Consider the following 18,304-nt stretch of genomic DNA (forward strand, 5'->3'; position numbering starts at 1 on the left):
CCCTACTGCTCGAGCACATACTGCTGCAAACGCTCGAGCAGAAACCCGCGCAGGGCCTGCACCGCCGGAGTCAGGGCGGTGCGGTGGGCGCACACCAGTTGCAATGGCGCCGGCTGGCCGCGGGTTTCGGGGAACAGCTCGAGCAGACGGCCATGGCGCAGGTCGTCGAGCACGTCCAGGCGTGACTTGTAGGCGATGCCCAGCCCTGCCACCGCCCAGCGCCGCACCACCTCGGCATCGTCACTGACCCGATCACCCTCGACCTGCACGGTCTGCACGGTTTCGCCAACGCGGAAGCTCCAGCGCTCGTGGGTCTGCTCGTCGATCACATAACGCAGGCAATTGTGCTCGCTCAGCGCGGCCGGCGTGTCTGGCCAGCCGTGGCGCGCCAGGTAGTCAGGCGAAGCGCAGGCGATGCGCCGGTTATCGGCCAGCAGGGCCACCGCCACCAGGCTGGAGTCGGCCAACTGTCCATAGCGAATGCTGGCATCGAGCGGCGTGCTGAACAGGTCAGCGACCTGGTCGCTCAGGCGCACCTGCAACAGCAGGCGCGGATGGGCAAGCTGGAAGGCATCGAGCCAAGGCAGCAACAGATTGCGGCCAGTGTCCGAAGGCATTGAAAGCCGCAGCGTGCCGGCAATCTCGTCACGGCCTTCGCTGAGCACCGCCTCGCCACTGTGCAAGGCCTGCAGCGCCTGGCGCGCGTGGGGCAAATAGCGCTCGCCGTGCTCCGACAGGCGCAGGCTGCGGGTCGAGCGCACGAACAACCGCACGCCCAGGCTAGCCTCGAGCCGCTGCATGGCGCCACTGGCCAGCGCCGGAGAAATGTCCAACTGCCGCGCAGCAGCCGAGAAACTCCCGGCGCCAGCGGTGGTGACGAAGATTTGCAGGTCATCGACGCGGATGATTTTCTTCACGAAGGCGGTCTTGGCGGTGGCTCGGCGGGCCAGCGTACTGGCAAAGCGGGATTGCAGCCAAACTTGGTGCCGAGGCAGGCGGATAATGCCCGGCCCTGACGCCGTGAAGACCGCCAGGCTCTGTACGAAAAGCCTTGATACTTGGTCATGCTGCGTTGAAAACAGCCTCAAAATGCTCACGTACTACAGTACGCTCCGCTTTTTCGCCTGTTTTCGCGGGGCCGCCATCGGCCTTGCCTGACCGGCGCCTCAAGACTTTTCATACAGACCCTAGTTCTGCGCCGGCTCGTAAACGCTCACCGCCCGCGCATCCACCGGCTTGGGCAACAGCCCCTCGCGGTAGAACGCATCGGCGATGCGCTGCTGCTCGGCCAGGTTGTCGAGCTTGACCGGTTGTACGTCATAACTGCGCCGGGCATTGGCTTGCTCGACCGTGGCGCTGTCCAGGTTGCCCCACAACGGGCCGAGGATGCGCGCCGCTTGGGCCGGATTGGCCTTGGTCCAGGCGCCGGCCTCGCGCAGCGCCAGATACACCTGTTGCAGGAGTTCGGGGTGGGCCTTGGCGTAGTCGCTGCCGGCCAGGTAGTAGCGCTGGTAGCTGGCCAGCCCGCTGCCATCGGCCAGAATCCGCGCGTCCTGCTGGCGCTGGGCGCTGGCTACGTAAGGATCCCAGGTCACCCAGGCATCGACCTTGTGGTTCTCGAACGCGGCCCGCCCGTCAGCGGGAATCAGATATGCCGGGGTGATGTCCTTGAAGCTCAACCCCGCCTTGGCCAGGGCCTGAATCAGCAGGTAATGACTGCCAGCAGCCTTGGTGACCGCGACGCGCTTGCCCTTGAGGTCGGCCAGGGTCTTGAGCGGCGAGTCGGCGGGCACCAGGATCGCCTGGGCGGTGGGCGACGGCGCTTCCCGGGCGAAGTAGGTGAGCTTGGCGCCGGCGGCCTGGGTGAACACCGGCACGGTATCTGCGACGTCCGCGGAGAGGTCGACATTACCCAGGTTCAGCGCCTCCAGCAGCGGCAGGCCACTGGGAAACTCGTGCCAGCTGACGCGAATGCCCTCAGCCTGCAGGCGCTGTTCGAGGCTGCCTTGCGCCTTGAGCAGGGTCAGCAAGGTCGAGGACTTCTGGTAGCCGATGCGCAGGGTCTGCTCGGCATGCGCCAGGCTTGGCAGCAAGGCGCTGGCCAGCAGCGCCACGGCCAGCTGGCGCAGGGGTTTGATCAGCATGGGGCACTCTCCGCAGTCAGGGTTGCACGGCCAGCTTGGCGGCGCCGGGAAGGGTGAAATCGCTGGCGAAGGTCGGCGCGACGTCGAGGCGAGTGCCGATCAGGCCATGGGCATGGTAGAAGTCCGCGGTGTCCTGCTGCGCGGCCACGGTCTGCGCATCGATCACCTGCCAACGCAGTTTGCGCCGCTCGAATTGCAGGCGAGCGGCCTTCTCGGGAAAGCCGATGATCGCCGCCAGGGTTTTCGAGTAACTGTCCAGGTGCTGGTTGGCCCAAGCCTGCGCGCCGGCCAGGCGATTGAGGTAATCCTGCAGCGCTGCACGCTTGTCGGGCTGCTCCAGGGACTTGTTGGTCGCGGCGAGGAAGCTGTTGCCGCTCGACAGCCCTCGGCCGTTGACCAGCACCCGCGCTTGCCCGGTTAGCTCGCCCAGAGCCGTATAGGGCTCCCAGGTCGACCAGGCGTCCACCGAGCCATTGGCGAGGGCGATCTTGGCATCCACCGGCCCGAGGAAACGTAACTCCACGTCTTTTTCACTCAGCCCCACCTGATCCAGCGCCTTGAGCGCCAGATGGTGCCCGATCGAGCCGCGACCGGTGGCGATGCGCTTGCCCTTGAGGTCGGCTGCGCTGTGCAGCGGCGCATCGGGACGCACCAGCAACGCCGTGCCATATGGGTCGGACTTGTCCACCGCAATCGCCTTGACCGGTGCCCCCGAGGCCTGCACGAACAGCAGCGGGGCATCGCCGATGATGCCGGCATCGATCGCCCCGGCATTGAGTGCCTCGGCCAACGGCGCAGCGGCGGGGAACTCGGCCCAGTGGATGTCATAGGGCAGATCGCGCAGGGCATCGGCAGCTTCCAGCTGGGCACGCATGTTGCCCTTCTGGTCTCCAATGCGCAGGGTCAGGCGCTCGGCGGCACTGGCCTGCCCGGCAAGCAGCAAGGCTGCGGCCAGGGTCAGCAGCTTGGTTCGAATAGACATGAGGTTCCTCGGCATTCAGGGGGGCGGCTTCATGTCGCCCATGCCTTAGAACTGTAACGTCAACTAATCAATAAATTAAATGCATTTTAGGAATAACCTAATATGCGCTATCTTGCAGCTTGCCGCTAGCTACTTGCCGCTGCCCCGGTCTACAGCACGAACACGTTGACCTGTCGCTCCAGACCTTGGGCCAGGCGTTGCAGGTCGCCGGCGGTGTCGCTGGTCTGTTCCACCGCCTGGCTGTTTTGCTGCGACATCTGCGCGATGCGCTCGACGTTGCGCGCCACATCCTGGCTGGCGGCGGTCTGTTCGCGCAGGGCCAGGGAGATCTGGTCGACCACCCGCACCACATCGCCGGACGATTGGCGAATGTGCACGATCGCCTCACCCGCCTGTTGCGCCAGCAGCAACCCGCCCTTGACCTGCTCGACGCCGACGTCCATCTGCTGCACGGCATCGCGGGTGCCGCTCTGGATCTTCTTCACCATATCGGTGATCTCCTGGGTCGAGTTGGCTGTACGCTGCGCCAGCAGGCGCACCTCGTCGGCCACCACGGCGAAGCCGCGGCCCTGCTCGCCGGCCCGCGCGGCTTCGATGGCGGCGTTGAGCGCCAGCAGGTTGGTCTGCTCAGCCACCCCCTGGATCACCCCGACAATGCTGGAAATCTGCTCGGCGTGCTGATCGAGCTCGCCGATCTGCCCGGCCGAGGCTTCGACGGTGTTGGCGATCACACGCATGCGCTCGAGGGTTTCCTGAATCACGCTGCCGCCTTCGGTGGACTGGCGACCCGATTCGCTGGACAGCGCGTGGGCGTCGCCTGCGTTGTCGGCGACATGGTTGATGCTCACCGTCAATTGCTCGACGGTGGCGGCCATGGACGAGGCGGAATGGGACTGCTCCTGGGCCGAGGCCGACAGTTGCAGGGAAGCGGCCGAGATGCTCTGCGCAGCGCCAACCAGTTGCTCGGCACCGTGCTTGATTTCGCCGATCATGCCGCGCAGGCGCAATTGCATGGCAGCGAAGGCCTGCAGCAGCACACTCACCTCGTCGCGGCCGCGCTCATCGATGCTGTTGTCCAGGCGCCCTTCGGCAATGCGCCGCGCCACGTTCAGGGCCTGCTCGAGCCGCCCGGCGAGGTTGTTCGACAGTGACCAGGCGATCAGCATGGCCAGCACTGCCGCGGCCAGGCCGCCGCCGATCAGAATCCACGACGCCGAGGCCTTGGCCTGGTTCATCAGGGCGCTGCGTTCTTCGAGCAGGGCCTTTTCGTTTTCGCGCAGTTGGCTGACCACATCACGCATGGCGTCCATGCGCGCCTTGTCACGACCGGCGCTGATCTGCTCGCTGAGCGCTGCCAGCGACTGGGTACCGGCATTGACCTGCTCGCGCAGGGTCAGGTTGGCCTGGATGTCCTCGCCGCGCCATTGTTGATAGAGGCCTTGCAGCTGTTGCAGGCGCGCCTGCTGCTGCGGGTTATCCGCGGTGGCGCTGCGGATGCGCTGGAAATACTCGGCGAACTCCTTTTCACCCTCGCGCAGCGGCGCAAGGTCGCCGTCGCGGCCGGTCAGCGCATAGCCGCGCATGCCGGTTTCGATATTGATCAGGCTGCGCAGCATACCGCCCGACTGGTTGAGCACTTCATAGCTGTGGATGTTGCGCTTGACGCTGCTGCTGACCTGGTCGAAGCCGCGCAGTGCGGCAAGCACCAGCACGACGATGATCAACAGAATCAGGCCGAAACCGGCGTACAGCTTCTTGGAAAGGCTCAGATTGGCAAACACTGGATGACGGCTCCCGAAAGCACTGGCTGGTCGCCTGCCCCTGGCGCGCGTTGGCGCGTTGGGTAATGGCTGTTCAATGTCCAAATGACATCAGTGCTCGGACGTTTCTTGTACAAGAAAAGTTCGTTGTATAAGCGAAGCGGTAGCCGGGAGGTTTATCCACGATGGGCCGCGCCGCGGCCCTCTTCAACCCATACCCTCAGTGAAAGGCCTGCGCAAACGAGGTATCGATGACGCTGCCGGTATCGAACGCTTTGGGCAGCGCGCCGGTGTGCAGCAGGAAGTCGGCGGTATCCTGGTAATCCTTGGCCGCCTCGGCATCGACCGGGCCGACGCTCATGGCGGCCTGGCCGATCCAGTGCCGTGAGACCGCCTGGTCAAGATTGGCCTTCTTCGCCCAGGTGTCGGCGTACTGCTCCTTGTGCGCTTCGACCCAGGCCCGGGCCTGTTGCAGGCGACCGAGGAAATCGGCGATCTGCGCGCGCTTGGGCTCGATCGACTGGACATTGGCGGCCACGCTGGACAACCCGGGCATCAGGTTGCGCGCGGTGAGAATCGGCCGCGCCCCGGAGAACACGATCTGCTGCGAAATGTACGGTTCCCACACCGGGAAGGCATCGATACTGCCGCGTGGCAACGCGGCGGCGGCGTCGATGGGCATGAGCTTGACGAACTCGACGTAGTCATTGGGCAGCCCTGCTTTTTCCAGCGCGCGCAGGGTCAGTTGCTGGCTCCAGGCCCCCGGCCAATAGGCGACTTTCTTGCCCTTGAGGTCGGCGATGGTCTTGACCGGCGAGTCCTTGGGCACCAGCAAGGCAATGGTGTCGGGGTTCTGCCGCGAGACACCGATCAGCTTGACCGGCGCGCCTTTGGCAGCCAGGAAGATGAACCCAGAGTCGCCGAGAAAGCCCAGGTCCAGCGCGCCGGCCTGCAGGCCTTCGGCAACCGGGGCGGCAGACTGGAAATGCTTCCAGTCAACGGTGTACGGCGCGCCTTCCAGGACCCCGGAGGCCTCCATCGAGGCGCGCACGTTGTAGTAGTTCTGATCGCCGACGCTCAGGCGCGGCAGGTCGGCGGCCTGGGCCAGGGGGGCGCCGAGCAGCAGCGCGACGACGGTGGCGCGCAGGCGGGACGGTAGTTTCATCGAGCGGTTCCTCAGCTGGCCTGGCGCAGTGATGGCAGGCGGGCGATGTGGGCATGAATGGCGGGAATCAGGGCGTTGCCGTACTGCACGGTGTCGGCCAGCGGGTCGAAGCCGCGAATGAGGAAGGTCGACACACCCAGGCGGTAGTACTCGCCAAGGGCTGCCGCGACCTGTTCCGGTGTGCCGACCAGGGCGGTGGAGTTCCAGCGTGCGCCGGTCAGTTGTGCGACCCCGGTCCACAGCCGGGTGTCTAGCACATCGCCCTGCTGCGCGGCGGCCAGCAGGCGCTGCGAGCCGACGTTCTCGGGCTGGTGGTCGTGCAGCGGCAGGCCGAGCTTGCTGCGCTGCTCGCGCACCTGTTCGAGCACCTCGGCGGCTTTCCGCCAGGCGGCCTGCTCGGTGTCGGCAATGATCGGCCGGAACGACACCGAGAAGCGCGGATCGCGGCCCTGGGCCTGCGCCGCGGCGCGCACCCGGCGGACGTGCGCGTCGACCGCCGCCAGCGGCTCGCCCCAGAGCATGTAGGTGTCGGCATGCTGCGCCGCCACCGCAATGGCAGCATCGGACGAACCACTGAAGTAGATCGGGATGTGCGGTTTCTGCTCCGGCCGAACCGCTGGCGAGGCGCCCTGGAAGCGGTAGAAAGCGCCGTCGAAGTGCACCGGCTCACAGGCAGTCCAGATCGCACGCAGCGCGTGTAGGTATTCATCGGTGCGGGCGTAGCGCTGGTCGTGGTCGAGGTAATCGCCATCGCGGGCCAGGTCCTCATCGTTGCCACCGCTGACCACGTTCAGCGCCAAGCGCCCAGCGCTGAATTGGTCGAGCGTCGCCAGCTGCCGAGCGGCCAACGGTGGCGCCACCACCCCTGGGCGATACGCCAGCAGGATGCCCAGGCGCTGGGTTGCGGCGGCGACGAACGAGCTGACCACCACGCCTTCGGCGGCATTGCTGAAATAGCCGACCAGCACCCGGTCGAAGCCTGCCGCCTCGTGGGCCTGGGCGAACCGCCGGACGAACGCCGGGTCAACCGCCTCGCCCAAGGGTTGATCCACCTCCGAACTGGGGGTGGCGGTAATCATGCCGAGAATCTCCACACTCATAGTGATGCCCTCGCCGCCGGCGCGGCGCCGGCACTATTGGTTATAAAAATCTAGTTGTTTAGATGTGATTGGTGGGATGCTACCGCGTCGCGGTCGGGCGAGGAAATTCATTTTAGGCATAACCTAATATTGTTTTTTTGCATCTTTTAGGTACTGCAAGCTGCAAGCTAGAAGCTGAAAACGCCAAGGGCGCGCAGGTGAGTAACCTGCGCGCCCTTGGTGGAATGGCTTGACAGTCTGCGATCAGTGCAGCAGCTCAGCTGGCACCTTGCCGCCGTTCTCGGCGAGCTTTTTCATGACCTGGGCGTGCAGCCAGGTGTTCATCGCTGCCGAGTCATCGGTCGAGCCGCTGTAGCCCAGCTCACTGGCCAGCTCTTTACGTGCCGTGAGGCTGCTGTCCAAGCCGAGCAGCTTCAGCAGGTCGACGATCGAGGTCCGCCAGTTGAGCGGCTCGGAATGCTGGGTGGCCAGGCTCTCGAGCTTTTGCGCGACATCCACTTCACTGACCGCCGCAGGCGCCGCACCGGGGGCGGGACTGTTCGGCGCGCTGGCGCCGCCGGCAGGCGGTGCCGAAGGGGCAGCATCTGCCTTGGGTGCATCATGCTGACCGATGCCGAGTTTTTCCAGAATCGAGCGGAACAGGCTCATGTGAATCTCCCTGTAGCTAAGTGCCAGCCCTGGATGAGCAATGGCGACCCATGGGTGACTCATGGCGGCGCAGCAAAGTTTGATCGAGTTGCACAGTCGGTCCTGATCAGTAGCCCGGCGGCAATCGCTCGGCCACCCGCCGCCAACAGCGGGCGATCTTGCGCGCCACCGAGCCACGCACCCGGCCTGGGCCTGGCCGTTCTCAGAACTCGCGGCGATGCCGCTCCTGGGCTTCCTGGCGCTGCTTGGCTTCGATGCTCAGGGTGGCCGTGGGCCGTAGCAGCAGGCGCTTGAGGCCGATCGGCTCGCCGGTGTGCTGGCACCAGCCGTATTCGCCTCTGGCCAGGCGCTCCAGGGCCTGGTCGATCTTGTCCAGCAGCTTCTTCTCCCGCTCCAGCAAGCGCAGTTGCCATTGCCGTTGATGTTCGGCGGCGCCGATGTCGATGGGGTCGGCATTGGGCTCGACCTCGCGCATGGCGTCGAATTCGGTGGCGATACGCTGTTGCAGATCTTCACGCTGGGCGCTCAGCAGGGCGTAGAAGAAGCGCCGCTGTTCGGCGTTCATATAGGCTTCGGCGGGTTGCGCCAGCAGTTCTTGCTCGGTCATGGCGGGGGCTCCTGTGCAGGCAGAAACGTCAGGGCCCGCGCCCGACACACAGGTCGAGCGCGGGCCGCGAGGGCGCTGCGGGTAGTGACTCAAACGGGCTGGCCGGCCGCTGCTGGCGGTTTGGCGATGACCCGGCCGTGGCGGTCGACGATCACCCCGGGCAGGTCGTGGCTGAGGGTGTCGCGTTCGCGGTAATGGATCACCGAGCGAATGGCCTCGCCGCGCTTGAGCAGATCGAAGGCTACGTTCACGGATTCATGGTCCATGTTGTGGGTGATGTAGGGGTCGACGTCGATTTCACCGCGCAGCCACTCATCGACCATGCCCGGCAGCTCGGAACGGCCCAGTACGCCACCGAAGGCGCTGCCCTTCCACACCCGGCCTGTGACCAGTTGGAACGGTCGGGTGGCAATTTCTTCACCGGCGCCGGCGACGCCAATAATGATGCTTTCGCCCCAGCCCTTGTGGCAGCACTCCAAGGCCGCGCGCATCAGCTCGACGTTGCCCACGCACTCGAAGGAAAAGTCCACGCCGCCGTTGGTCATGTCGATGATGACGTTCTGCAGCGGCTCCTTGTAGTCGCGCGGGTTGACGCACTCGGTGGCGCCCAGTGAACGGGCCAGGGCGAACTTGTTGGGGTTGACGTCGATGCCGATGATGCGTCCGGCGCCTTGCAGCACCGCGCCCTGAATTACCGCCATGCCCACCGCACCCAGGCCGAACACCGCCACCATGTCGCCAGGGCGGACCTTTGCGGTGTTGCGCACTGCCCCCACCCCGGTGGGAATCGCGCAACCCATGATCGAGGCCTTGGCCAGTGGCGCGGCAGGGTCGATCCTGGCCACGGCGATTTCCGGCAACACGGTGTATTCGCTGAAGGTCGAGGTGCCCATGTAGTGGAAGATCGTCCGCCCCTTGTAGGAAAAGCGGCTAGTACCGTCGGGCATCAGCCCTTCGCCCTGGGTTTTGCGGATGGTCTGGCAGAGGTTGGTCTTGCCCGACTGAATGAACGGGCAGTTGGGGTCTTCCGGGGTGTACAGCGGGATCACGTGGTCGCCAGGCTGCACCGAGGTGACGCCACGGCCAACGTCCTCGACGATGCCGACCCCTTCATGGCCGAGAATGCACGGGAATTTGCCCTCCGGATCACGCCCGGACAAGGTGAACACGTCGGTGTGGCACAGGCTGGTGGTGACGATACGTACCAGCACTTCGCCATCCTTGGGGCCTTCGAGGTCGATCTCTTCGAATTCCAGCGGCTGGTTGGGACCCCAGGCGATGGCGGCGCGGGTTTTCATGGCAGCACTCCTTGATAATGTTATAACGTAACACAAACATACCGCATCACCGCTGCGCTGCCAGACCCGGACGCACAGGTTGGCCGCATCCGCGCGCAGACTGTCCGATTGCGGCGCCACCCGCATTGCAAGGATTCCCCGCCCATGAGGCTCACCCCTCCCCGCACCGTGCACATCGTCGTCTACCCCGGCTGCAAAGCCATCGAAGTGATTGGCGCGCTCACCGTCTTCGATCATGCCAACCAGCAGCGCCAGGCCCTCGGCCACCCCCCCGCCTACGACCTGCGTCTGGTAGCGCCGCAAGCCGGTGAGGTGATGGCCGACAGCCTGATCAGTTTCAGCGCCACGACGCTGCCCGACCCCGCCTGCGCCGACACCGCGCTGGTGATCGGCGCCCGCGACATCCATCAGGCCTTGGCCCAGCAGCCGGCGCTGATCGACTGGTGCCGCCACGTTGCGGCGCGCCGGCAGCGGCTGATCGGCGTGTGTTCGGGGGCGTTCTTTCTCGCCGAGGCCGGCGTCCTGAAGGGCCTGGAGGTCACCACCCACTGGCGCCTGGCCGACCGGCTGGCGCAGGACTACCCGGCGCTGCGGGTCAACGCCGACGCCATCTTCATCCAGCAACAGCATCTATGGACCTGCGCCGGCGTGTCGGCGGTGCTCGATCTGAGCTTGGCGCTGGTCGAGCAGGACCTCGGCCAGGCCCTGGCGCTAGCCATCGCCCGGGAACTGGTGATCTACCTCAAACGCCCCGGCGGCCAGGCGCAATTCAGCCAGCACCTGGGCAGCCAGATGGCCCAGCACGCCGGCATCGGCGCGCTGCAAGGCTGGATTCTCCAGCACCTCGAACAGCCGCTTGGCCTCGAACACCTGGCTGCCCGCATGAACATGAGCAGCCGTAACCTGCGTCGGCTGTTCCAGCGCGAGGCGCAGTGCAGCCCCAGTGCCTTTGTCGAACGCGCGCGTCTGGAGCGTGCGCAACGCTTGCTGGTGCAGGGAACGATGCCGCTCAAGCGTGTTGCCAGCCATTGAGGCTATGCCTCCGAAGACCGCCTGCGTCGGGTCTTCCAACGCTGCCTGGGCATGACCCCAAAGGCGTATCGCGAACGCCACACCGTGGCGCTGTAATCCCCCTCAACGCGCGTTGCCGCTGAAGCTCAGCGGCAAGCCCTGACAGCCCTCGACGATGCGCCCGGCATGCCAGGCCAGTTGCCCCGAAACCACGGTGCTGGTAACCCGGTGGCGCAGTGCGTGGTACATGAACGGCGTCCAGCCGCAGTGCGCGAGGACCGGATCATCGCGCACCGGGCGTGGCGCGGGCAGGCGCTCGATCAGGGTGAGGTCGGCCCAGTAGCCCTCCCGCACATAGCCGCGGTCCTGCACACCGAACAGCTCGGCCACGGCGTGGCTGGTCTTGCTCACCAGCTCGGCCAGGGTCAGGCAGCCCTCCTCGACCAGTTCGAACAGCGCCGGCAGCGCATGCTGCACCAGCGGCAGCCCGGCTGGAGCCTGGGCATACGGCAGCTGTTTTTCCGCCCAGGTGTGCGGCGCGTGGTCGGTGCCAATGACATCCAGCCGCCCGCAGCGCAGTGCCTGGCGCAACGCATCACGGTCGGCGCGGGTCTTGATCGCCGGGTTGCATTTGATCAGGTTGCCCAGCCTTGCGTAGTCGCCGTCATCGAACAGCAGGTGATGGGCGCAGACCTCGGCGGTGATGCGCTTGCCGGTCAGCGGGCCGGGGCTGAACATGTGCAGCTCGGCGGCGCTGGTCAGGTGCAGCACGTGCAGGCGGGTGTCGAAGCGCCTGGCCAGCTCGACCGCAAGGCGTGAAGAACGCAGGCAGGCGTCGGCGTCGCGAATCAACGGGTGCATCGCGGCAGCGATGGCTTGGCCGTAGCGCGCCTGCAGGCGCGCCTGGTTGGCGAGGATCGACGGCGTGTGCTCGCAGTGCGCCAGCAAAACCGTCGGCACGCAGGCGAACAGGCGCTCGAGCAGTGCCGGATCGTCGACCAGCAGGTTGCCGGTCGAGGCGCCCATGAACACCTTGGTTGCCGCCACCTGACGCGGGTCGAGCGCTGCCACCACGTCGAGGTTGTCCTGACTGACGCCGAAGTGAAACCCGTAGTTGGCCACCGAGCCGGCTGCGGCGCGGGCTTTCTTGTCTTCCAGCGCCGCCAGCGTCAGGGTCGCTGGCTGGGTATTGGGCATGTCCATGAAGCTGGTGATGCCACCGGCCACCGCCGCCCGCGATTCGCTGGCCATGCAGCCCTTGGCGCCTGTACCGGGTTCGCGAAAATGCACCTGATCGTCGATCATCCCAGGCAGCAGCCACTGCCCAGCGGCGTCGATTTCGGTGTCAGCCTGCACGCCGTCGATGCTGGCGGCAATCTTGTCGATACGGCCATGGAGCACCAGCACATCGGCATCCTGCACCCGGCCTTCGTTGACCAGCCGCGCGTTGCGAATGATCAGCCGCTTCATGACGGCACCTCCCACAGCGACACCTCGCAAGCAGGTGCCTGGAGCGAGGGCGGTGGGCCGGAAGCTGCATCGCCCATGACCTCGACACTCCCGCCGTCGATACGGTTGTAGAAGCAACTGCGCCGCCCGGTATGGCAAGCCGCACCGTGCTGATCGACGCGCAGCAGCAGCGCGTCACCGTCACAGTCCAGTCGTGCTTCGATCAGGCGCTGGACATGGCCTGATGTCTCGCCTTTGCGCCACAGGCGCTGGCGTGAGCGTGACCAATAGCACACGCGGCCCGTGGATAGCGTCTCGCGCAGCGCTGTCGGGTTGATCCAGGCCAGCATCAGCACCTCGCCCGTGTCGTGCTGCTGCGCTACGGCGGCGATCAGGCCGTGTTCGTTCCAGGGGATGTGCCGACACAGTGCATCAAAGGCGAAACGGCTGCCGGCCGGGGCCTGTTCCAGGAGGAGAAACATAGGGACTACCTCGGGTAAAATGTTATGTTATAACACTTAAACCCGTAGGCAACCCCTGCCACCACCGTTCGCCTGATCAGGAGCCATCAGCATGACCGCAACCGCGTCACTTGCCGCACCTACCCAATCCTGCGCCGATGTTGAAATGGCCTGCCTGGCCGCAGCCAAGGCGGCGCTGTATCGCTGGGCCGCGACGGTCTCGACCCGTGACGTCGATGCGGTCCTGGCGCTGTACGCCAGCGACGCGATCCTGGTGCCGACCTTGTCCAACCAGGTACGCGATTGCCGCGACAGTCGCCGCGGCTACTTCGAGCAGTTTCTCGCCAACGATGGCCTGGTGTGCGACATCCAGGTGTTCACTAAGCGCGTCAGCCGCAAGCTGGGCACCGTGGTGGTGGGCGGCTTGTATACCTTCGTCTACCGCGAGGACGGCCAGCCGCGCACCGTGCCGGCGCGCTTTCTGTTCACCTTCGAGCAGATCGACGGCCAGTGGCTGATCACCGGCCACCACTCCTCCCTCGAAGCCTGAAGCGTGCTTCAGCGTTCAGGCGTGACGGTGATGTGACTCAGACCCAGCAGCTCGGCCTGGGCCAGCACCTCGGCGGCGCTGGCGTCGGCTTGAGGCATCAACAGGCTGTTCTCGCTGTCGCCGAAGTGCAGCATCAGCAGGTGCAACGCGGCATCGGCTTGGGTCAGCGAGGCCTGATCCAGTTCCAGACGCTGTTGATGGGGTTTGTCGGCGAGGCGGTAATCGAGGTTGAACACAGGCATGGTCAGGCTCCACAGGTTGAGAGGGCAGTGTTTTACCTGACCCACTGGTCAGCCTTTTAGTTCCGCGCCAGTACCTTGCCCTCCCTCACCGCCCGTGCGTCGCGCTCCAGCCGACGAATCAGCAGCCAGCACAGGCCGCCGCCCATGCCACTGGCCGCCATCAGCACACACATCATCTGCGGCGAGCCGTCCTGCAACAGGCTGACCAAGCCACTGAACGCCGCCCCGCAGGCAAATTGCAGCGACACCGCCAGCCCCACCGCAGCGCCCGCATTATGGCTGAACAACGCCATCAGCCGAGCGATGCAATTGGCCCCGATCAGCCCGCTGCAGCCCATGAACACCATCACCACTGCCACCAGCAGCCCCGGTGCGCGCCAGCCGCCCCAGGCCAGCACCAACAGCAGCGCTGCGGCTGCGGCACACAGCGCGCTGCCCACGCCAATCAGCGCCAGCGGGCCGCGCCGCGGCAACAGGCGCGCGTTGAGCAGGCTGGCGAGGACGATGCCGAACAGGTTGAGAGCAAATACCAGGCTGTAGCCACGCGGCGAGAAGCCGTAGTAGTCGATGAAAACGAACGCCGACGCAGTGATGAAGCAGAACATGCCGCCCACCGATAGCCCCATCGCCAGAATGTAGGCCATCCCCAGAGGATGGCGCAGCACCGCCAGGTAATGGCCGTAGGCATGGGTCAACGAGCCGATGCGGGCGCTCACCGGCAGGCTTTCCGGTAGACGCAGGATGACCGCGGCCAGGCACAGCATGCCGAGCAGCGCCAGGGCGAGGAAAATCACCGGCCAGTCGCCCAGCAGCACCAGCCAGGTGCCGAGCAAGGGCGCGACCAAGGTCGCGAGCATGGCGATCAGGTGCATCAGCGACAGCGTGCGCGCCGCCTCCTGTGGAAACAGATCACGGGCGATGGTGCGCGCAAGCACCATGGCCCCCGCCCCGCCCCAGGCTTGAATGAAGCGCAACACCTGCAATTGCCCCACTTCACGCACCGCCATGCAGGCCAGGCTCGCGGCGATGTACAGGATGAGGCTGAGCACTAGCAGGCGGCGCCGGCCGAAGCGGTCCGACAACGGTCCGTAGACCAGCATGCCGCTGCACAGCCCAAGCAGGAACACGCCTACGGTGCGCTGCACGCTGGCGGCGTCGGCCTGCAACTGCTCGGCGATCTGCGGCAGGCTCGGCAAATACGTATCGATCGACAGCGGTACGAAGGCGGCCAGTAGCGCCAGCAGCCAGATCAGACGGCGTGGATTCTCGGGCATGGAAGCCTCAGGGCGCACGACACAAAAAAATCCCGACTGCACCGTGGGGTGCAGCCGGACGACAAGCACAATCTGCGTCGTGAGGAGGGTGAGCGTGGAGTGGCGAGAAGGCTGGACCCCGGGCCAGCCTGCCCCACCACGAATCCAGCATAGGGCCCTCAGCCGGCGCGACGTTATCCCGTTTCGGCAGACGATCACGCACCACCGCTGGGCGGCGAATCCTTCAGTACCCTGCTTAAGCTGCCGATATGGGATGTCGATGATGGCAATGTGCAGTCTAAGCTCGGGTCAGCGCGCCAGATCGCCCGCCCCCTATAAAAACAACGCGCAACCTGCGCCCCGCCCAGGCGCTGTCGCGGTTCGCCCGTGATCGATCCAAGGAGCCCGCATGAACCCTTCCGGTATGAGCATCAAATGGCGCATCACTCTGCTTGGCGGCGTGTGCCTGCTGGCAGTGGTGGTGTCGATCCTGTGCGCCACCCTGTGGCAGGCGCAGCGCATCTCCAGCACCTTGCAGCAACAGAGCACCGAGCGCTTCGAACAACTGGCCACGGCCCGCCTGCAAGACAGCGCTGCTGCCCAGGCGCTGCGCATGCAGCGGGTGTTCGACGATAACCGGCTGTACCTGGAGGGCCTGGCAGGGCAACTGCTGCAGTTGCAGGAGCAACAACAGCGCGGCCTGATCAGCGCCCAGGCCCTGCGCCAGCAACTGGTGGGCAGGGCCGCCACGGCTTTGGCGCAACGCCCGCAACTGCTCGGCCTGTACGTGGTGTTCGAGCGTAACGCGCTGGACGGGCAAGACAGCGGTTTCGTCGATCAAACGGCCCTGGCCAGCAATGCCAGTGGCCGCTTCGCCTTGTACTGGTCGCAGGCCCAGGCGGGCCAGGCGCAGCAGACCGCGCTGACTGAAGACAACATTCTTCTCGACCGCTCGGCGCCCGGCAGCGAGGCGGAAAACGCCTGGTATGCCTGCCCGACGAAAACCGCCCAGGCCTGCGTGATCGAGCCGTATACGGTCAGTGTCGAAGGCCAGGACACGCTGATGAGCAGCGTCGCCCTGCCCCTGCTGCGTGACGGTAAGGTCATCGGTGTGGTGGGCGTCGACATCAGTCTGGCCACGTTGCAGCGCCTGACCGGCGAGTTGCAGCGCCAGCTTTACGAGGGCAAGGCCAGCGTGGGGCTGACCTCGGCCACAGGGCTTGCCGTGGCTCAGGTCAACGGTGATGTCGAAGGCCCTCAGGCGCAGGTCAACGCCGCCTTCAGCCCCATCGAGGGTGCGCGCCCCTGGACCTTGCAGGTTCAGGTGGCCAAGACGCTGCTGCTAGAACCTGCGCTGCGCCTGCAAGCCAGCTTCGACGCCGCCAGTCGTCAGGCCAACTGGCAGAGCCTGAGTTGGGGTGGTTTGTGCGCGCTTCTGGGCGTGCTGATTCTGGGCTGGGCGACCCACAGCGCCACCCGGCCACTGTTGCAGGTGGCCGACGCGCTGGACAGCGTGGTCGATGGTGACGGCGACCTGACCCAGCGCCTGCCGCAGCGTCGGGCGGCAGAGCCGGGCCGCCTGGTGGACGGCTTCAACCGCTTCCTGGAAAAGCTGCAACCGCTGTTGCACACCATTCAGAGCACCGCCGGCGAGGCACGCGCCTGCGCCAGTCGCTCGGCTGACATCACCCGCGCGGTCAACAGCGACATGTACCAGCAGCATGGCCAGGTCGAGCAGACCGTTACCGCGCTGGTACAGATGGGCGCCAATGCCGAGGAAATCGCCAACCACTCGGCCAGCGCGGCGCAGGCGGCCAGTACCGCCGAGTTGGAGACCCGCGCGGGCATGCAGCGCTTCGACGACACCCGCCAGGGCATTACCGAGCTGGACGACAACCTGCGCGACACCCTGGGGCGCATCGAGGCCCTGGCCAACAGCGGCGCGCAGATCAATCAGGTACTGGACGTGATCAGCACCCTGGCGCAGAAAACCAACCTGCTGGCGCTCAATGCGGCCATCGAAGCCGCCCGCGCCGGAGACCAGGGCCGCGGCTTTGCCGTGGTCGCCGATGAGGTGCGCACCCTGGCCGCCAACACCCAGCACTCCACCACAGAAATCCGCGAGGTGGTAGAGCGTCTGCGCAGCCTGACCCAGGACGCCCTGGAGGGCATGCTCGACAGCCGCCAGCGTACCGTGCAAGTGGTCGAGCAGATCAATCACACCCACGACAGCATGCAAACCATCAGCCGCGCCGTGGACACCATCAACGAGATGAACCAGCACATCGCCTCGGCCACCGGCCAGCAGCATCAGGTGATCGATGAAATTGCCCAGCGCATGAGCGAGATTCGTGGCATCAGCCAACGCCTGACCGAGCGCATGGACGAATCCAGCACCCTGAGCCGCTCACTGGACGGCCTGGCCGAAGATCAACAGGCGCTGTTGGCGCATTTTCGCACCTGAAGCTGCTGCGCTGCGGCGCCTGGCTCAGGCGTCGTGGCGGCGGGTCGCTGAAGGGCATTCGCCGAACAACGCCCGGTAATGCGCGGCGAAGTGGCTGAGGTGGAAGAAGCCCTGGCGCCAGGCCACTTCGCTGACGTTGCACTGCTCGGCACGGGTGCTTAGCAAGGTGCGTCGTACGCTGTTCAGGCGCACGTTGCGCAGGTACTCCAGCGGGCGCAGGCCGGTGACTTGCTGGAAGCTGTTCTGCAAGGTGCGCCGGCTGACCCGCAGGCTATGGCAGATGTCGAGGATGCTCAGCGGCTGATCGGGTTGCTGTTGCAGCAACTCCTGACTGCGCCGCACCAGGTAGGCGCTGACCGCCAGGTTGCCGCGCCGGCTGCGCACGTCGTCTTCGGCCAGTTGGAACAAGTCGAGAAAAGCTTCGAGCAGTTGCTCCTGGATCTGCGCTTCCGGCAACCCGGGGGCCTCGAGCAAGGCGCTCAGGCGTTGGCGCAGACGTTGCAGCGGTGCACCGCTCAGCGCCACCTGTGACGCACTGCGCAGGCGCTGGCGCTGGCCTTCGCTAAGTTCCAGCGCGGCATGTCGAGCGAAGCGCGTCTGGTCGATATTGGCCGCCAGCACCTGGCTGCCAGCAGGGGCATGCAAGGTGAACTCCTCTCCATCGCGCAGCAGCGCGACGCCGCCGTCAGCGACCTGCTGGCCCTGAATAAGCGGCGGAAAACTGGCCTCCAGCGACAGGGCGATACACAGCCGTCCGCGTGGCGCCCGGCCTTGTTGCAACACACGTTTGTCCAGCACTTCACGGAACACCTGAAAACCTGTGCCGCAAGCCTGGGTCAACTGGCTGGTGAGGGGGCCACGCTCGATCTGGGCATACACCTGGTCCCAGCCTGCAATGGACCCGGCATGTTGCTGCGAGTCATGGAAACGACGGGTTTCGACGAACATGAGGCGTGCCCCTCGGTGAGCAAGCGCAGAAGGTTCTGTAGCGCGGCGTTCTCCCTGACGCCGGCACAGGTTCAAGCGCCAGCATGGGCCGCCTGCCTGGGCGCAAACGTTGCAGATGGAAAGATTTATCCCATATCAGCACAGAGCATTCAAGCAATTAATTTGCTAATTACTCACATTGTGAGATTAATGCACAGTTAATCGGTATCGTGATCAACCTGT

16 protein-coding genes and 2 pseudogenes are annotated in these 18,304 nt (G+C 65.5%); 4 read left to right on the forward strand and 14 right to left on the reverse strand.

Annotation, left to right across the window (positions count from 1 at the left end):
* Nucleotides 1–2: 2 nt before the first annotated feature.
* The 9 genes from LK03_RS17810 to LK03_RS17850 form a co-directional block, all read right to left on the reverse strand.
* Nucleotides 3–908: a LysR substrate-binding domain-containing protein gene (locus LK03_RS17810; protein WP_038414812.1), complete on the reverse strand. Its 906-nt coding sequence runs from the start codon at nt 906–908 to the stop codon at nt 3–5.
* Between the two features lie 279 nt (nt 909–1,187).
* Nucleotides 1,188–2,144 carry an aliphatic sulfonate ABC transporter substrate-binding protein gene (locus tag LK03_RS17815; RefSeq protein WP_038413757.1) on the reverse strand — a complete coding sequence of 319 codons (957 nt, stop codon included), beginning with the start codon at nt 2,142–2,144 and terminating at the stop codon, nt 1,188–1,190.
* A gap of 16 nt (nt 2,145–2,160) precedes the next feature.
* Nucleotides 2,161–3,126: an ABC transporter substrate-binding protein gene (locus LK03_RS17820; RefSeq protein ID WP_049870547.1), complete on the reverse strand. Its 966-nt coding sequence runs from the start codon at nt 3,124–3,126 to the stop codon at nt 2,161–2,163.
* A 149-nt stretch (nt 3,127–3,275) separates the two neighbouring features.
* Nucleotides 3,276–4,907, reverse strand: coding sequence for a methyl-accepting chemotaxis protein (locus LK03_RS17825; protein WP_038413758.1), 1,632 nt, complete (start codon nt 4,905–4,907; stop codon nt 3,276–3,278).
* Between the two features lie 199 nt (nt 4,908–5,106).
* Nucleotides 5,107–6,051: an ABC transporter substrate-binding protein gene (locus tag LK03_RS17830; protein WP_038413759.1), complete on the reverse strand. Its 945-nt coding sequence runs from the start codon at nt 6,049–6,051 to the stop codon at nt 5,107–5,109.
* 11 nt (nt 6,052–6,062) lie between these two features.
* Complete coding sequence (locus LK03_RS17835; protein ID WP_156109547.1) at nt 6,063–7,130, reverse strand: LLM class flavin-dependent oxidoreductase; 1,068 nt, start codon at nt 7,128–7,130, stop codon at nt 6,063–6,065.
* 264 nt (nt 7,131–7,394) lie between these two features.
* Nucleotides 7,395–7,799 carry a DUF3597 domain-containing protein gene (locus LK03_RS17840; RefSeq protein WP_038413762.1) on the reverse strand — a complete coding sequence of 135 codons (405 nt, stop codon included), beginning with the start codon at nt 7,797–7,799 and terminating at the stop codon, nt 7,395–7,397.
* A 202-nt stretch (nt 7,800–8,001) separates the two neighbouring features.
* Entirely contained in the window at nt 8,002–8,406 is a 405-nt protein-coding gene (gene dksA, locus LK03_RS17845; protein WP_038413764.1) for an RNA polymerase-binding protein DksA, read from the reverse strand.
* A gap of 89 nt (nt 8,407–8,495) precedes the next feature.
* On the reverse strand, nt 8,496–9,704 hold the full coding sequence (locus LK03_RS17850) for an S-(hydroxymethyl)glutathione dehydrogenase/class III alcohol dehydrogenase (protein WP_038413765.1): 1,209 nt from the start codon (nt 9,702–9,704) through the stop codon (nt 8,496–8,498).
* Nucleotides 9,705–9,848: 144 nt separating this feature from the next.
* Between LK03_RS17850 and LK03_RS17855 the strand changes: the two genes are divergently transcribed.
* A complete protein-coding gene (locus LK03_RS17855) occupies nt 9,849–10,736 on the forward strand; it encodes a GlxA family transcriptional regulator (protein WP_205621219.1) in 888 nt (295 codons plus the stop codon).
* A gap of 102 nt (nt 10,737–10,838) precedes the next feature.
* Here LK03_RS17855 and LK03_RS17860 read toward each other — a convergent pair whose 3' ends face one another.
* The gene (locus LK03_RS17860; RefSeq protein ID WP_038413766.1) at nt 10,839–12,185 is read right to left on the reverse strand and encodes a dihydroorotase; all 1,347 of its coding nucleotides are present in this window, start codon (nt 12,183–12,185) and stop codon (nt 10,839–10,841) included.
* Complete coding sequence (hisI, locus tag LK03_RS17865; protein ID WP_081951632.1) at nt 12,182–12,646, reverse strand: phosphoribosyl-AMP cyclohydrolase; 465 nt, start codon at nt 12,644–12,646, stop codon at nt 12,182–12,184. The genes LK03_RS17860 and hisI overlap by 4 nt, the downstream gene beginning before the upstream one ends.
* Before the next feature lie 91 nt (nt 12,647–12,737).
* Here hisI and LK03_RS17870 point away from each other — a divergent pair, with 91 nt between their 5' ends.
* Nucleotides 12,738–13,175, forward strand: a complete 438-nt coding sequence (locus LK03_RS17870) for an SgcJ/EcaC family oxidoreductase (protein ID WP_038413768.1) — start codon at nt 12,738–12,740, stop codon at nt 13,173–13,175.
* An 8-nt stretch (nt 13,176–13,183) separates the two neighbouring features.
* Here LK03_RS17870 and LK03_RS17875 read toward each other — a convergent pair whose 3' ends face one another.
* Both LK03_RS17875 and LK03_RS17880 read right to left on the reverse strand, forming a co-directional pair.
* On the reverse strand, nt 13,184–13,417 hold the full coding sequence (locus tag LK03_RS17875; protein ID WP_038413769.1) for a hypothetical protein: 234 nt from the start codon (nt 13,415–13,417) through the stop codon (nt 13,184–13,186).
* Nucleotides 13,418–13,473: 56 nt separating this feature from the next.
* Nucleotides 13,474–14,691 (reverse strand): multidrug effflux MFS transporter, encoded by a 1,218-nt coding sequence (locus LK03_RS17880; RefSeq protein WP_038413771.1) that lies wholly within the window; start codon nt 14,689–14,691, stop codon nt 13,474–13,476.
* Nucleotides 14,692–15,283: 592 nt separating this feature from the next.
* Between LK03_RS17880 and LK03_RS22925 the strand changes: the two are divergent.
* Nucleotides 15,284–16,276, forward strand: a pseudogene (locus LK03_RS22925) (HAMP domain-containing protein); the annotation flags it as partial.
* Between the two features lie 342 nt (nt 16,277–16,618).
* A pseudogene (locus LK03_RS22930) lies at nt 16,619–17,134 on the forward strand (methyl-accepting chemotaxis protein); the annotation flags it as partial.
* Nucleotides 17,135–17,158: 24 nt separating this feature from the next.
* Here the strand turns inward: LK03_RS22930 and LK03_RS17890 are convergent.
* Nucleotides 17,159–18,082, reverse strand: coding sequence for a helix-turn-helix domain-containing protein (locus LK03_RS17890; RefSeq protein WP_038413773.1), 924 nt, complete (start codon nt 18,080–18,082; stop codon nt 17,159–17,161).
* Nucleotides 18,083–18,304: the final 222 nt, after the last annotated feature.

It is taken from the genome of Pseudomonas cremoricolorata, assembly GCF_000759535.1.
Classification (GTDB): domain Bacteria; phylum Pseudomonadota; class Gammaproteobacteria; order Pseudomonadales; family Pseudomonadaceae; genus Aquipseudomonas; species Aquipseudomonas cremoricolorata_A.